This window comes from Pseudomonas sp. NFACC02, from assembly GCF_900110765.1.
In the GTDB taxonomy this organism is placed as follows: domain Bacteria; phylum Pseudomonadota; class Gammaproteobacteria; order Pseudomonadales; family Pseudomonadaceae; genus Aquipseudomonas.
The window spans coordinates 1-13,730 of record NZ_FOEO01000072.1; the positions used below are offsets into that span (position 1 = coordinate 1).

A 13,730-nucleotide genomic window follows, 5' to 3' on the forward strand; every position below is an offset into this window, starting at 1 on the left:
CGTTGACGCAGAGCGTCAGTCGCTGCTTTACCACGCGGAGCGTGGGAACGATCAAGGGGTTCGTGGGGTTTGGCATTGGGAGGGTGGGCAGATCCATTCTCTCGGGTGGTACCGATTCACCTTTCCGCCCCTCCGGCGGGTCACTTTTGAAAAGGCACCAAAAGTAACCAAAAGTGCCCAGCTCCTGGCTGGGCCCGACTGCCTCGGGTACCCGCACTCCGACGACGCTCCGTGGGCCCGCGCCGAACGGGCATCCATGCCCTGACGGCGCTCTCGCGGCATCCATGCCGCTCGACCCACTGCGCGCCGCCTGCGTTTGGCCTGCACCCAAGTCGCGATTTGCGGTGTCTGGACTGTCGTGTACAAGAGCAACGCTGGCTGGAGCTAACGCTCATCGCTTTCTTGATGCGTGCATCAATCCTTCGCACGCCACCCCGTAGGAGCGTGGCTTGTCCCGCGATCTGGCGCGAAGCGGCAGCAACATCAGGCGACCAGGTTATACCTGACACTCCGCATGCACCGGGTTTGCTGCCGGTTCCCGGCAGATCGCGGGACAAGCCACGCTCCTACGCCCGACGGGCAGAAGCGGAGTTGTGATAAACGCTTGATCGCGACCTGACGGCATGCCGCGTGCTGCTGAATCACGCTCAAACTGTAGGAGCGCGCTTGCTCTGGGCCGCACTCGGACGATCTGGCGCGCAGCGGCAGAAAATCAGGCGACCCGGTTACGCCTGACACTCCGCATGCGCTGGTTTTGCTGCCGGCTTTTGATTCTGGCCGGAGGCCGTAGCGCGCTTGCCTGCGATGAACGATAACGCGGGTTTGCTGACAGGCCATGGCGTTCCCTTTGCGGGCATGCTCGGTTTTACAGGTGGGCAATTCGTATGAGGTCTTATGGGCTAAGCTCCCTCCTACGCCACCAAAGGGCTTTAACCATGCGAATTCAATCTTGTGCCCTGACGCTTTTGTTGGCGCTGCTTTCTGCTCCCGCGCTGGCTTTCACCGGCCCCAAGCCCGGCGATGTCGTCGAAGTCACCCTTGATCAGGTTCACCCCACGCAGGCCGTGATCGGGTTCGATCAGGTCTATTACAAACTAGGGCGTTTCGCCAAGGATCGACAGAAACTGTTCGATGAGATCTGCGAAAGCAACGGTCAGGATGAGGCGAAAGCCATCAGTGAGAGCGCTGACCCACTCAAGCCGGACAGTTTTACCTGCAAGGATGAACCGAACGCCCATCCCGAGGAGATGAAAACCGTGGTGGTCGGTCCCGGTGGCCAGCTCTATCTCACGGACGGTCATCACACCTTCACCACCTTGTGGGAGCAGCCCGGCGCCGGGGCGAAGATGAAGATGAAGGTGCGCATCACGGATGATTTCAGCGACAGTGCCGACCTGGCGACATTCTGGAAACGCATGGAAAAGGCGCATAAGGTCTGGCTTAAGGACGGCAACGGCCAGGCGCTTTCACCCGATCAACTGCCCGCGCAGGTTGGCTTGAAGTCCATGCAGAACGATATTCTGCGCAGCATCGTCTATTTCGTCCGTGGCGCCGCTTATGACAAGCCCAAGGCCGGCGATGTATCCCCGGAGTTTCTGGAGTTTTATTGGGCTGACTGGCTGCGTGACCGGCTGAAGCTCGCGAACTTCAACCTCAGCGAGCGCGGCGGGTATCACCAGGCGTTGCAGGCAGCGAGTGATCTGATGGTCGAGCCTCCGTCGAGCAAGCCGGTGGGCGGTGGCATGACGGCCAGACAGCTGGGCGGTTTCAAGGCGGTGAAGCGCAAGGTCTTGACCAAAACCGTGAGCGAGAAGCTGCCATACGTAATCGATTACAAAAATACGCATTGATCCCGACGGCGGGACGGCACTTTGCTGTGTCAGCCAGCGGGCTGCCAAGGGCAATAGCAGCCGACCGCCAGGGTGTGTGTGGCGCTGACCGGCCTGTCAGCCTTGAGGGCAAGAAGAATCGGCTCGATAAAGCTGTTCTGTGAATTGCAGACCAGTCCTTCGCTGTAAGGCCCGAAATACGCAAGTTTGCCCTGACGGTCCCAGATCGCGACCGCAGGGCTGGCGGTGATCTGCTCGGCACCTGGCAGGCTGCCAAGGGGTTTGATTGCGCTCAGTGTGGACGGCAGTTGTCCATGAGTGCCCGGCTTCTGGACCGCATAGAAGTCCACACCATTGGCGCCCGCGAATTGCTCCACCAGTTGGCTCAGGTGTTCCTGATTGCCGACGTTGCAGGGGCAGGTCGGGTCCCAGAAATGCACGACCCTGATCCGGCCCGGTCCGGCCAGCGCTGAAGGCAGGCTCAGGACGTCGCCGGCAAACAACGCCGTCTGGTCACTGAACGCACGGATGTATCGCCCCTCAAACCACTCATAGCCCGCCCATAACGCCGCCGCGCAAACGGCTGTGGTCAGCGCAATGAAAGCAGTGCGACGTCGAGTACGTGTGCAGGCGGTCATGGGCGGGCTTCGATTGGGGTGACGTAGCTTGCCACGTCTGAGTGGACAGAAGAAACTCACGGGCAGTTGTCACCCTTTATGTCTTGTCTGGCTGATGGATTACCGATGTCCAACACGTTCGACCCCGATCACCTGCGCGCCGGTCTGCAACCGTTGAGCGCCGGGCAGGTCATTTCCGATGAAGGACAGGCTTACCAACGTTTCTACAGTTTGATCGGGCTGGGGCGCGACGGTCGGGTGAGCAGCCGTCTCGGGCGCTTCGAGATTGGCGGTTACGAGATCGTTACCCAGCTCTGGACACCTGAAAACCCCGTGGCGACGCTGGTGCTGGTGCACGGCTTCTATGACCACATGGGGTTGTATCGTCACGTCATCGAATGGGCGCTGGAGCTTGGCTTTGCCGTGGTGTCTTGTGATCTGCCTGGGCACGGATTGTCCAGCGGGGCTCGGGCGAGCATTACTGACTTTGCCGAATATCAGTTGGTGCTCGACCGGTTATTCGTCGAGGCTGAGACTCTCCAGTTGCCCAAGCCATGGCACTTGTGTGGGCAGAGCACGGGGGGCGCCATCGTGATTGACCATTTGCTCAATCACGGCGATGACAGCCCGGCACAAGGGCAGGCGATCTTGCTCGCGCCGCTGGTCAGGCCGAGGGGCTGGGCCTGGTCGAAAGTCAGTTATTACCTGCTGCGCAATTTCGTCAAAGGCATCGACCGACGCTTTAGCGAGAATTCCAATGCGCCCGCGTTCCTGCCGTTTCTGATGGCCGACCCGTTGCAGCCTCGGCGCTTGCCGACGCAATGGGTCGGGGCCCTGGCGAAATGGATCGAGCGCATCGAGAACGCGCCCCGCAGCCGCCGTAGCCCGCTGATCGTTCAAGGCGAGTCCGACATGACCGTGGACTGGCGCCACAACCTTGCGGTGCTCAACGACAAATTCGACCACCCGCAGATTTTCATGCTGCACGAGGCTCGGCATCACCTGGCCAATGAGGTGCCAGAGTTACGCGAGCGGTTCTTTGAGTTTTTGACGCAGCGGATGGACGCCCCAGACGGTTGACTACTTCACGTTCTGCCCGACCGCCAACCCTGCGCGAATGGCTGCCAGGGCCGCCTGATAATAGGCCTTGCCTTCGCTGGACTCGGCGAATGTCGAGAACTCGTCCAGCTCCGAGTCTGACAAGTCGCGGTAGACGTAGAGCAGCGTGTTGCTCATGTCGTTGCTGATCTGCTTCATCAGACGTTCGCGTTGACCATCGAGCATGGCCTGGGTGGTTCCTCCGCCCATCAGGCCCGGAATCATCGAACTCAGGCTGTCGGCGGCCACGCCCGCGATGGCCAGGCTCACTTCTGCGCCCGCCTCTTTGGCAGGCAGCGCGTTGACCAGATGGCCAATGAGCAGCAGACGGTTGTCGCTGGCCTGCATCTTCGGCAGGCCTTGTGCGTTCTTTGCCAGTTGATCGGGGCGCGTGGCGGTCAGTTCGGCGTTGACGATCTTGCACCCCAGCGGTGACTGGAAGAACTGCAGGGCAGGGTTGGGATCCTGAAGCGTCTGACGCAATTTCTGCTCGGCGCGTTGGTCCATGGCCTGGGGGGCGAAGCGCTGGTTGCTGTTGTTCACTAACGCGTCGAATACGGCGGGCGGCAGGCTGTTCTTGTACCGCTGTTGTGCAGCTTTGAGGGCGTCGTTGAAATGCGCGCGTTGTTCTGGCCAGCCGGCGACCTTGTACAACTGGTCGTGGCCGTCTGCCCAGGCGGGCATGGTGCAGAACATCAACATCAGGAAAAACAGACGGCGCATTAGAGACTCCTGTCGGCAGGCCGCTATTCTCGGCGGGGCGGCGGGGATTTGTCGAGTTAACAGTTGCCAGACCCCAAGAAAACCGATGCGTTCGGCGCGTTTGTGTGTAAATCGGCCCAGGTTTTCTAAACCTGAAAAAATATTCCCTGGCTGGCGGACCTCGGGCTCTGTTGGATTGATCGGCGTATGGATACTATGCGCGCCATGCGCATATCCCCTGATCACCCACTGCTGTTACGAATCGTCGACGACCTGGCCGAGCGCGGCTGGTCGCAGCAGAACATTTTCCTGCCGGACAGCCTCACCCGTGAGCTGGCGCTTGAGTGTCGCCAGCGGGCAGAGCAGGGTGAACTTTCGCCCGCAGCCGTCGGGCGCGGCGCGGCGCAGGAAGTTCGCGAGGGGATTCGGGGCGATCATATCCAGTGGCTGGAACCGGGACAGGCCGAGCCTTGCGACCGTTATCTGGAGTTGATGGACAGTTTGCGCCAGGCGCTCAATCGTGGTTTGTTTCTGGGGCTTGAGGATTACGAGAGCCATTTCGCGCTGTACCCGCCGGGCGCCTTTTATCGCAAGCACGTCGACCGTTTCCGCGATGACGACAAGCGCATGGTGTCGGCGGTGATCTACCTCAACGACGCATGGTTGCCGGAGCATGGGGGGCAACTGCGCATGTTCCTCAAGGACGGCGTCGAATATGACGTGCAACCCACCGGCGGATGTCTGGTGGTGTTTCTCTCCGGCGACATGCCGCACGAAGTTCTGCCTTCTACCCGCGAGCGCCTGTCGCTGACCGGCTGGTTTCGCCGACGGGGCAATGAGCCGCTTGAGCTCTGACAGTCCCGACGCAGTTCAAAAGGCATGCGCCACGTCGGCCTCTGTCAAACATGAAATCTTCTACATAAATCCGGTCAACTGCACACGTCGTTCTCAAGCCGGACTAAGGTAAACGCCATGCCAGAGCGTTTATCAGCGGCTCGTGAACCGGCCCTTTGCGGTCGCGGTCCGAAGCAGAGCGTCCATAAAATCAAGAACCGGAGAGATCATGAAGCCCTTACTTGCAAGAACTGCCCTGGCCGGGCTGCTCCTTGGCTCGACCTTCCTCGTCCAGGCCGCCGATGTGCCACGCACGCCCTCGCCCGCGGGCGCTGAGGTCTACATCATCTCGCCCAAGGACGGCGCCACGGTCAACGGTACGTTCAAGGTTCAATTCGGCCTTAAGGGCATGGGCGTTGCGCCCGCGGGTGTCGACGTTCCCGACACTGGCCATCATCACCTGCTGATCGACGTGAAGGATCAGCCGGACATGAATGCTCCGCTGCCCACCACCGACAACATTCGTCACTTCGGCAAAGGTCAGACTGAAACCGAGCTGACCCTCACACCGGGTCAGCACACCTTGCAACTGCTGGTAGGTGACAAGAATCACGTGCCGCTGAAGCCGGTGGTTGAGTCGCAGAAGATCACGATTACGGTGAAGTAGCCCGCGCACCTGTTCTTTTGTAGGAGCGCGCTTGCCCGCGATTGCGGTGTGTCAGCTAATTGATCAGACCCAACGCGTTCGTCCGGACACGGCCCAGCCCCGGCGCGCTGCTGCAAGGGGATTGCGTGTAGCCCTCAAGCAGGCACAAAAAAGGAGACCCGAAGGTCTCCTTTTTTCATCGCCCTGAAAAAGCGGCTTAGAACAGTACGCGGCTGCGGATGGTGCCTTTGATCTGCTGCAGCTTCTCTTGCGCCAGGTCCGAGTACTCGGCGTCGACGTCGATGACCACGTAGCCGACTTTCTCGTTGGTCTGCAGGAACTGACCGGAGATGTTGATGCCGTTTTCCGCGAACACTTTGTTGATTTCGCTGAGCACGCCCGGGATGTTTTCGTGGATGTGCAGCAGGCGGTGCTTGCCTGGGTGAGCCGGCAGGGCCACTTCAGGGAAGTTGACCGAAGACACCGAGGTGCCGTTGTCGCTGTACTTGACCAGCTTCTCGGCCACTTCCAGGCCAATGTTGGCCTGGGCTTCGGCAGTCGAACCGCCGATGTGCGGGGTCAGGATCACATTGTCCAGGCCGCGCAGCGGGCTTTCGAAGACGTCGTCGTTGGAGCGCGGCTCGACCGGGAACACGTCGATGGCGGCGCCGATCAGGTGCTGGTCCTTGATCGCGCTGGCCAGGGCATCGAGATCAACCACGGTGCCGCGCGCGGCGTTGATCAGGATCGCGCCTTTCTTCATGGCGCGGATTTCCTTCTCGCCAATCATCATCTGCGTGGAGGGCAGTTCAGGCACGTGCAGCGAAATGATATCGGCCAGCCCCAGCAGTTCGGTCAGGCTGGTGACCTGGGTGGCATTGCCCAGCGGCAGCTTGGTCAGCGGGTCGAAGAAGAACACTTGCATGCCCAGGCTTTCAGCCAGAACCGACAGCTGAGTGCCGATCGAGCCGTAGCCGATGATGCCCAGTTTCTTGCCACGGATTTCGAACGAGTTGGCCGCGCTCTTGATCCAGCCGCCACGGTGGCAGGAAGCGTTCTTTTCCGGGATGCCGCGCAGCAGCAGAATCGCCTCGGCCAGTACCAGTTCCGCCACCGAACGGGTGTTGGAGTACGGCGCGTTGAATACAGCGATACCACGCTCGCGCGCGGCGTTCAGGTCAACCTGGTTGGTACCGATGCAGAAGCAGCCCACCGCGACGAGTTTCTTGGCGCAGTCGAACATTTCTTCGGTCAGTTGCGTGCGAGAGCGGATACCGATGAAGTGAGCGTCAGCAATTTTTTCCTTCAGTTCGGCTTCCGGCAGAGACTTGGTGTGGTACTCGATGCTGGTATAACCGGCGGCCTTGAGGACGTCGACTGCGGATTGGTGGACGCCTTCGAGAAGAAGGAACTTGATCTTGCTCTTGTCGAGGGAAGTCTTGCTCATCTGCGTAAACCTGTGTCCCGGAAAAAAATGGCAGGGAATGGACAGCTCGAGCTGGCCTCACGGCGCAACGGCGCCAACGCAGGTCGGCCTCAGGCACGTCTCTGCGGGGGCGGTATGCTAGCATATGTGCCCCGCTAAATACCCGCTCCTGCGACGTGAAGCGTTCTCAGGATGACCATGAATAGTTCGAGAGTTCGCCCATGATCGATGTTGCTGTAATCGAAGCGCTGAAGACCCTGGTTGAGCCCGGGAAAGTCCTCACCGACGCTGCTTCCCTTGAAGCGTACGGCAAGGACTGGACGCGCCAGTACACCCCTGCGCCCAGCGCCATCGTCTTTCCCAAAACCACCGAGCAGGTTCAGGCCATCGTGCGATGGGCGAACGAACACAGGGTCGCGCTGGTGCCTTCGGGCGGCCGGACCGGGCTTTCAGGCGCCGCGGTGGCAATGAACGGAGAAGTGGTCGTTTCGTTCGATTACATGAACCAGATTCTCGAACTCAACGTCACCGATCGTACCGTGCGCTGCCAGCCAGGTGTGGTCACTAAGCAGTTGCAGAACTTCGCCGAAGAAAACGGCCTTTATTACCCGGTGGATTTCGCCTCGTCAGGCTCCAGTCAGATCGGCGGCAACATCGGCACCAACGCGGGCGGGATCAAGGTCATTCGTTATGGCATGACCCGCAACTGGGTGTCGGGCCTGAAGGTGGTGACCGGCAAGGGCGACATTCTTGAGTTGAACAAAGACCTGATCAAGAACGCCACTGGCTACGACCTGCGTCAGTTATTCATCGGAGCTGAAGGCACGCTGGGCTTTGTCGTCGAGGCGACGATGCGTCTTGACCGCGCGCCGAAGAACCTGACCTGCATGGTCCTGGGCACGCCGGATTTCGACGCGATCATGCCCGTGCTGCACGCTTTCCACGGCAAGCTGGACCTGACGGCATTCGAGTTCTTTTCCGATAAGGGGCTTGCCCGCATCATGGCGCGGGGCGATGTGCCTGAGCCGTTCGAGACCAAGACGCCGTTCTACGCTTTGCTGGAGTTCGAGGCGAGCAACGAGGAGATTGCCAACGAGGCACTGGCAACGTTCGAATACTGCGTAGAACAAGGTTGGGTCATCGACGGCGTGATGAGCCAGAGCCAGCAACAGTTGCAGAACCTCTGGAAGCTGCGCGAGTACCTCTCCGAAACCATCTCCCACTGGACGCCGTACAAGAACGACATCTCGGTCACCGTGTCGAAGGTCCCGGCGTTCCTCAATGAGATCGACGCGATCGTCAGCGAGCATTACCCCGACTTCGAGGTCGTCTGGTACGGCCACATCGGTGACGGCAACCTGCACTTGAACATCCTCAAGCCGGAAGACCTGCCGAAGGAAGAGTTCTTTGCCAAGTGCGCGACCGTCAACAAATGGGTGTTCGAGATTGTCGAGAAGTACAACGGCTCCATCTCGGCCGAACATGGCGTTGGCCTGGTCAAGCGCGACTACCTTGAATACAGCCGCTCGCCCGTGGAAATCGACTACATGAAAGCGGTCAAGGCAGTGTTCGACCCGAATGGCATCATGAATCCCGGAAAGATCTTCACGGTGTAAGCTTTCGACCTCCCGCCAGCCTTCATACGACAACGACACGCAGTACGACCCGCATTCAGGAGCGCTCATGAGTTATCAGCACAAGTATGTCGACGGTACCAAGGTCCACTTCCCGCTGGGTAAAGTGGTCTGCATCGGCCGCAATTACGCCGAACACGCAAAGGAGCTGGATAACCCGGTGCCGACCGAGCCTCTTCTGTTCATCAAACCCGGCAGTTGTGTGGTCGGGATCGAAGGCGGTTTCACCATCCCGCAGGACCGTGGTTCGGTGCATTACGAAGCTGAAATCGTGGTGTTGATCGGCAAACCGCTGAGCAAGAACCCAAGCCGGGAAGAAGTGCTGGATGCGATCTCCGGTTTCGCGCCGGGTCTTGATCTGACACTGCGCGACGTGCAGTCCAAATTGAAAGAGAAGGGCCTGCCTTGGGAAATCGCCAAATCCTTCGACGGCGCGGCGGTGATTGCCCCATTCGTCTCGGCGGATGCGTATCCGGATCTGACCGACATCTCCATTCGCCTCACCGTCAACGGCGAAGTGCGTCAGGACGGCAACAGCAGCCAGATGCTCAACCCCATCGTGCCGATGATTCAGCACATGGCCTCGCACTTCTCGTTACAGGCGGGCGATCTGATCATGACCGGTACACCCGCGGGTGTCGGGCCGTTCCAGGTCGGCGATGAAATCGTGCTGGAGCTGCCGGGCCAGAGCCGTTTCGAAAGCGACGTTCGCTGATTTCATAACGGGTTCGGCTGTTGAAGGCCGCTTGTGAGGGTTCACAAGCGGCCTTTTTGGTTCCACGGGTACACCGGTTTGCCAGGTTGCCGTTTTTTTCACAACCGATCTGGATAATCCGTCGCCGACCGCAGCGCCTGGCCGCTGTGCCAATGAAATTTTTCAGGATCGTTTCGATGGCCGTTGATGCACAAAAACCGAGCAAGCCCCCACGTCGCACACGTTTCCATTGGTCCTGGTTGTTGATTGCCCTGGTGGTGATTCTCGTCAGCCTGTCGTACGCGTGGCATTGGGACGACCGCGGCCTGCTGTGGTTGCGCGAGCAAAGTGCCTCCGCCGAACAGCGTGGGGCCAGCGTCTGGCTGCCGGATTACAAAGTCGATATCGACGGCAAACCGATGGCGGGACTGGAAAAGGACGAGGCGTCGGATCTGTCCTATGACCCGGTCAGCAAAACCCTGTATTCGGTCATGGGCAAGAATGCGTTTCTGGTTGAGCTGAGTCTGACCGGCGATGTGTTGCGCAAGATCCCGCTGGTGGGCTGGAGCAACCCGGAAGGGGTGACGGTGTTGGGCAATGGCTTGATTGCCATCGTCGACGAGCGTCAGCACCTGATGACGATGGTCACGGTGACACCCGACACCAAGACGCTGGACATCAAGGACTTCCCGAAATACGACCTGGGCCCTTCAGTGGATCAGAACAAGGCGTTCGAAGGCGTGACGTGGGACGCCAGGCATCAGCAGATCCTGCTGGGCGAGGAGCGCCCGCCCGCGCTGTTTAGCTGGAAGTCCGATGGCAGCGCCGTCTTGAAAGGCGACAAGCAGAAACTGGTGAACGACAACCTGATCATGCGCAACCTCTCGTCGCTGTATGCCGATCAGAAAACCGGGCACCTGTTGGTGCTGTCGGCTGAATCGCACCTGCTGCTTGAACTGGACGAGAAGGGCAATGAGGTCAGCTTCATGACGCTCGTGGCGGGCATGAATGGCCTGGCGCACACCATTCCTCGCGCCGAGGGCGTTGCCATGGACGAGAATCGCAACCTTTATATGGTCAGCGAGCCGAACCTGTTTTATTCGTTCAAGAGGAAATGATTGAGCCGTTGATAATCGGGTTGGGTTGTTAGACGGGGCGGGAGTTGCGCGCTTTAAGGCTGGATTCAGACTAGGGTGATATTAAAGCGCCTCCTATTTGTCGCCGAGCCCTCTGCATGCGTCGTCTGTCGCCCTTCAAAATCGTCCTGCTCACGTTGCTGGTGCTGCTTTTACTGGCCTCATCGTTTCTTGTCGCCCGCGAATACCGGGTCGTCGAGCGTCTCTGGTTCAACTGGCATGTGTTCTGGCAGGCCAGCGATGCGCAGGCGCTGGGGCTTGATGATTACGAGGTGGTGATCGAGGGTCGTGTCATCGAGGGGTTGCCCGACAATGTCTCGGCGCTGAGCTACGATCCGCATCGTAAAACCCTGTTCACGGTGACCAATAAAAATCCGGAGCTGGTCGAGCTGAGCCTTGATGGGCGCATCGTGCGGCGAATACCTCTCACAGGCTTCGGTGACGCCGAGGCTGTCGAATACATCAGCCCTGGTACGTATGTGATCAGCGACGAGTACAACCAGCGACTGATCAAGGTGCACATCGACGATAGCACACTGTTTCTGGATGCAGCAGATGCCGAGCAACTGACGCTGGGTATCGATGCGGGCGGCAATAGCGGTTTCGAGGGTCTGGCGTACGACAATCAGGGCCGGCGCCTGTTTGTGGCCAAAGAACGCAAGCCGGTACAGATCATTGAAGTGCGTGGTTTCCCCAATCTCGACCCAGGCTCGCCCAACGTCCTTGAGGTGACGTCCAGTAAGCGACGTGATGCCGGATTGTTCGTGCGGGATCTCTCCAGCCTGCAGTTTGATGAGCGCAGCGGGCACTTGCTGGCGCTGTCGGACGAGTCCCGGCAAATACTGGAGCTGGATACGCAAGGCCGACCCGTCGGCAATGTGTCGCTGAGCAAAGGCAGCATGGGGCTGAGCGAAAGTGTCCCGCAGGCGGAGGGAATCGCGATGGGAGAAGACGGGACGTTGTATGTGGTGAGCGAGCCGAACCTGTTTTATGTGTTCAGGAAGAAATGACTGGGCCTGAACATCTGCTGTGTACCCGCGGGAGCGAATTCATTCGCGAAAATGGTCCGGCCGTTAGATATCCGTGGACTCCGCTGGCCAATCGCGAATGAATTCGCTCCCACAAGGTGTTCGTTCAGCATTGCGCTGCGTTGATCGAAAAGTGATCAGCGCTTCAGGGTTTTCACGCCTTCCTGAGTGCCCAGCAGCAACAGGTCAGCCGGACGTGCCGCGAACAGGCCGTTGGTGACCACGCCGACAATGGCGTTGATTTGGGCTTCGAGCTCTACCGGGTTGGTGATGTTCATGTTGTGAACGTCGAGGATGATGTTGCCGTTGTCGGTGAGTACGCCTTCCCGGTACACCGGGTCGCCACCGAGTTTCACCAGTTGACGCGCGACGTGGCTGCGGGCCATCGGGATGACTTCTACCGGAAGCGGGAATGCGCCCAGCACAGGCACCAGCTTGCTGCCGTCCGCGATGCAGATGAACGTCTTGGCCACAGCGGCGACGATCTTTTCGCGGGTCAGGGCAGCGCCGCCGCCTTTGATCAGGTTCAGGTGCTCATCGCTTTCGTCCGCGCCGTCGACGTAGAACTCAAGGTCGCTCACGGTATTGAGTTCATACACCGGAATGCCGTGGCCTTTGAGGCGGGCAGCGGTGGCTTCGGAGCTGGCGACGGCGCCGTCGAACGCGCCTTTGTGTTGAGCCAGCGCATCGATGAAGCAATTGGCGGTGGAGCCGGTGCCGATGCCCACGATGCTTTTGTCGTCGAGTTTCGGAAGGATGAAGTCGACGGCGGCCTGGGCAACGGCCTGTTTGAGTTGATCCTGGGTCATGCGGGTTTTGGCTCCAGTGATAGATGTCACCTGTAGGAGCGCGCTTGCCCGCGATAGCGTTGTGTCTGTGCCCAATGTATCGACTGGCACTGCGCGATCGCGGGCAAGCGCTCCTGCAGGGGATAGCGATATGCCGAGGGCGCGCATTATAACGACATGCCGTGGTTAAAGCCTGACTCTTGGTGTGGTCGTGCGTCGGGTCGCGGGGTAGACTTCTCGGCCTTGCCCCCTTTCGCCAGTGATGCTTTCCCGATGCTCGAACAGTACGTCAAGAAAATCCTCACCTCCCGCGTCTACGACGTCGCCGTGGAAACCCCGCTGCAAGGCGCTCGTCAGCTGTCCGAGCGCCTGGGCAACCAGGTGCTGCTCAAGCGCGAAGACCTGCAACCGGTGTTCTCCTTCAAGATTCGCGGCGCCTACAACAAGCTGGCGCAGCTGAGCGCGGAAGAACGGGCACGGGGCGTGGTGACCGCGTCGGCGGGCAATCATGCGCAAGGCCTGGCACTGGCGGCGAAGACGCTGGGTGTTTCAGCGACCATCGTGATGCCCAAGACCACCCCGGAGATCAAGGTCGAAGGCGTGCGTTCGCGCGGTGGCAAGGTCGTGCTGCACGGCGACTCGTTTCCCGAGGCGCTGGCCTATTCCCTGAAGCTGGTCGAGGAAAAGGGCTACGTCTACATCCACCCTTACGACGATCCAGACACCATCGCCGGGCAAGGCACGGTAGCCATGGAAATCCTGCGTCAGCACCCGGGCCAGCTGGACGCGATCTTCGTGCCGGTGGGTGGCGGCGGGCTGATCGCCGGCATTGCGGCGTACGTGAAATACCTGCGCCCGGAGATCAAGGTAATCGGCGTCGAACCCGACGACTCCAACTGCCTGCAACAGGCCATGGCCTATGGCGAGCGCGTTGTGTTGCAACAAGTGGGGCTGTTCGCCGACGGCGTGGCCGTGGCGCAGATCGGCCAGCACACCTTCGACATCTGCAAGGATTACGTCGATGAGGTGATCACGGTCAGCACCGACGAAATCTGCGCGGCGATCAAGGACATCTACGACGACACCCGCTCGATCACCGAGCCCGCAGGCGCGCTGGGCGTCGCCGGGATCAAGCGCTACACCGAGCAGTACGGTGTCAGCGGCCAGACCTTCGTCGCCATCGACTCCGGCGCCAACGTCAACTTCGACCGCCTGCGCCACGTCGCCGAGCGCGCTGAACTGGGCGAAGGCCGCGAAGCGATCATTGCCGTGACGATCCCCGAGCAGCCGGGCAGTTT

The 13,730-nt window shown here is 60.0% G+C and carries 13 protein-coding genes; 9 read left to right on the plus strand and 4 right to left on the minus strand.

Annotated elements, in window-relative coordinates; translation table 11 throughout:
• The first annotated feature begins 935 nt into the window (after nucleotides 1-935).
• Nucleotides 936-1,850, plus strand: a complete 915-nt coding sequence (locus BMY73_RS27150) for a ParB/Srx family N-terminal domain-containing protein (protein ID WP_062379368.1) — start codon at nucleotides 936-938, stop codon at nucleotides 1,848-1,850.
• Between the two features lie 29 nt (nucleotides 1,851-1,879).
• On the opposite strand, the gene BMY73_RS27155 is transcribed toward BMY73_RS27150, so the two are convergent.
• Nucleotides 1,880-2,467, minus strand: a complete 588-nt coding sequence (locus tag BMY73_RS27155; RefSeq protein WP_062379366.1) for a DUF6436 domain-containing protein — start codon at nucleotides 2,465-2,467, stop codon at nucleotides 1,880-1,882.
• Nucleotides 2,468-2,572: 105 nt separating this feature from the next.
• On the opposite strand from BMY73_RS27155, the gene BMY73_RS27160 reads away from it, so the two are divergent.
• Complete coding sequence (locus tag BMY73_RS27160; RefSeq protein ID WP_092410984.1) at nucleotides 2,573-3,526, plus strand: phospholipase BipL; 954 nt, start codon at nucleotides 2,573-2,575, stop codon at nucleotides 3,524-3,526.
• On the opposite strand, the gene BMY73_RS27165 is transcribed toward BMY73_RS27160, so the two are convergent.
• Entirely contained in the window at nucleotides 3,527-4,267 is a 741-nt protein-coding gene (locus tag BMY73_RS27165) for a DUF2059 domain-containing protein (RefSeq protein WP_092410986.1), read from the minus strand.
• Nucleotides 4,268-4,462: 195 nt separating this feature from the next.
• Between BMY73_RS27165 and BMY73_RS27170 the strand changes: the two genes are divergently transcribed.
• Complete coding sequence (locus tag BMY73_RS27170) at nucleotides 4,463-5,101, plus strand: 2OG-Fe(II) oxygenase (RefSeq protein WP_062379361.1); 639 nt, start codon at nucleotides 4,463-4,465, stop codon at nucleotides 5,099-5,101.
• Between the two features lie 208 nt (nucleotides 5,102-5,309).
• Nucleotides 5,310-5,747 (plus strand): DUF4399 domain-containing protein, encoded by a 438-nt coding sequence (locus BMY73_RS27175; RefSeq protein ID WP_062379359.1) that lies wholly within the window; start codon nucleotides 5,310-5,312, stop codon nucleotides 5,745-5,747.
• 196 nt (nucleotides 5,748-5,943) lie between these two features.
• Here BMY73_RS27175 and serA read toward each other — a convergent pair whose 3' ends face one another.
• Nucleotides 5,944-7,173 (minus strand): phosphoglycerate dehydrogenase, encoded by a 1,230-nt coding sequence (gene serA / locus BMY73_RS27180; protein ID WP_092410988.1) that lies wholly within the window; start codon nucleotides 7,171-7,173, stop codon nucleotides 5,944-5,946.
• Nucleotides 7,174-7,373: 200 nt separating this feature from the next.
• On the opposite strand from serA, the gene BMY73_RS27185 reads away from it, so the two are divergent.
• From BMY73_RS27185 to BMY73_RS27200, 4 genes are all read left to right on the plus strand, one after another.
• Nucleotides 7,374-8,768: an FAD-binding oxidoreductase gene (locus BMY73_RS27185; protein ID WP_062379356.1), complete on the plus strand. Its 1,395-nt coding sequence runs from the start codon at nucleotides 7,374-7,376 to the stop codon at nucleotides 8,766-8,768.
• Nucleotides 8,769-8,835: 67 nt separating this feature from the next.
• Nucleotides 8,836-9,501 (plus strand): fumarylacetoacetate hydrolase family protein, encoded by a 666-nt coding sequence (locus BMY73_RS27190; RefSeq protein ID WP_092410990.1) that lies wholly within the window; start codon nucleotides 8,836-8,838, stop codon nucleotides 9,499-9,501.
• 176 nt (nucleotides 9,502-9,677) lie between these two features.
• Nucleotides 9,678-10,598 carry an SdiA-regulated domain-containing protein gene (locus BMY73_RS27195; RefSeq protein ID WP_062379352.1) on the plus strand — a complete coding sequence of 307 codons (921 nt, stop codon included), beginning with the start codon at nucleotides 9,678-9,680 and terminating at the stop codon, nucleotides 10,596-10,598.
• 116 nt (nucleotides 10,599-10,714) lie between these two features.
• Nucleotides 10,715-11,626, plus strand: coding sequence for an SdiA-regulated domain-containing protein (locus tag BMY73_RS27200; RefSeq protein ID WP_092410992.1), 912 nt, complete (start codon nucleotides 10,715-10,717; stop codon nucleotides 11,624-11,626).
• Between the two features lie 155 nt (nucleotides 11,627-11,781).
• Here the strand turns inward: BMY73_RS27200 and rpiA are convergent, their stop codons facing one another.
• A complete protein-coding gene (rpiA, locus tag BMY73_RS27205; RefSeq protein WP_062379349.1) occupies nucleotides 11,782-12,453 on the minus strand; it encodes a ribose-5-phosphate isomerase RpiA in 672 nt (223 codons plus the stop codon).
• 252 nt (nucleotides 12,454-12,705) lie between these two features.
• Between rpiA and ilvA the strand changes: the two genes are divergently transcribed.
• Nucleotides 12,706-13,730 (plus strand): threonine ammonia-lyase, biosynthetic (ilvA, locus tag BMY73_RS27210; protein WP_092410994.1); only part of this gene is annotated, 1,025 nt, incomplete at its 3' end.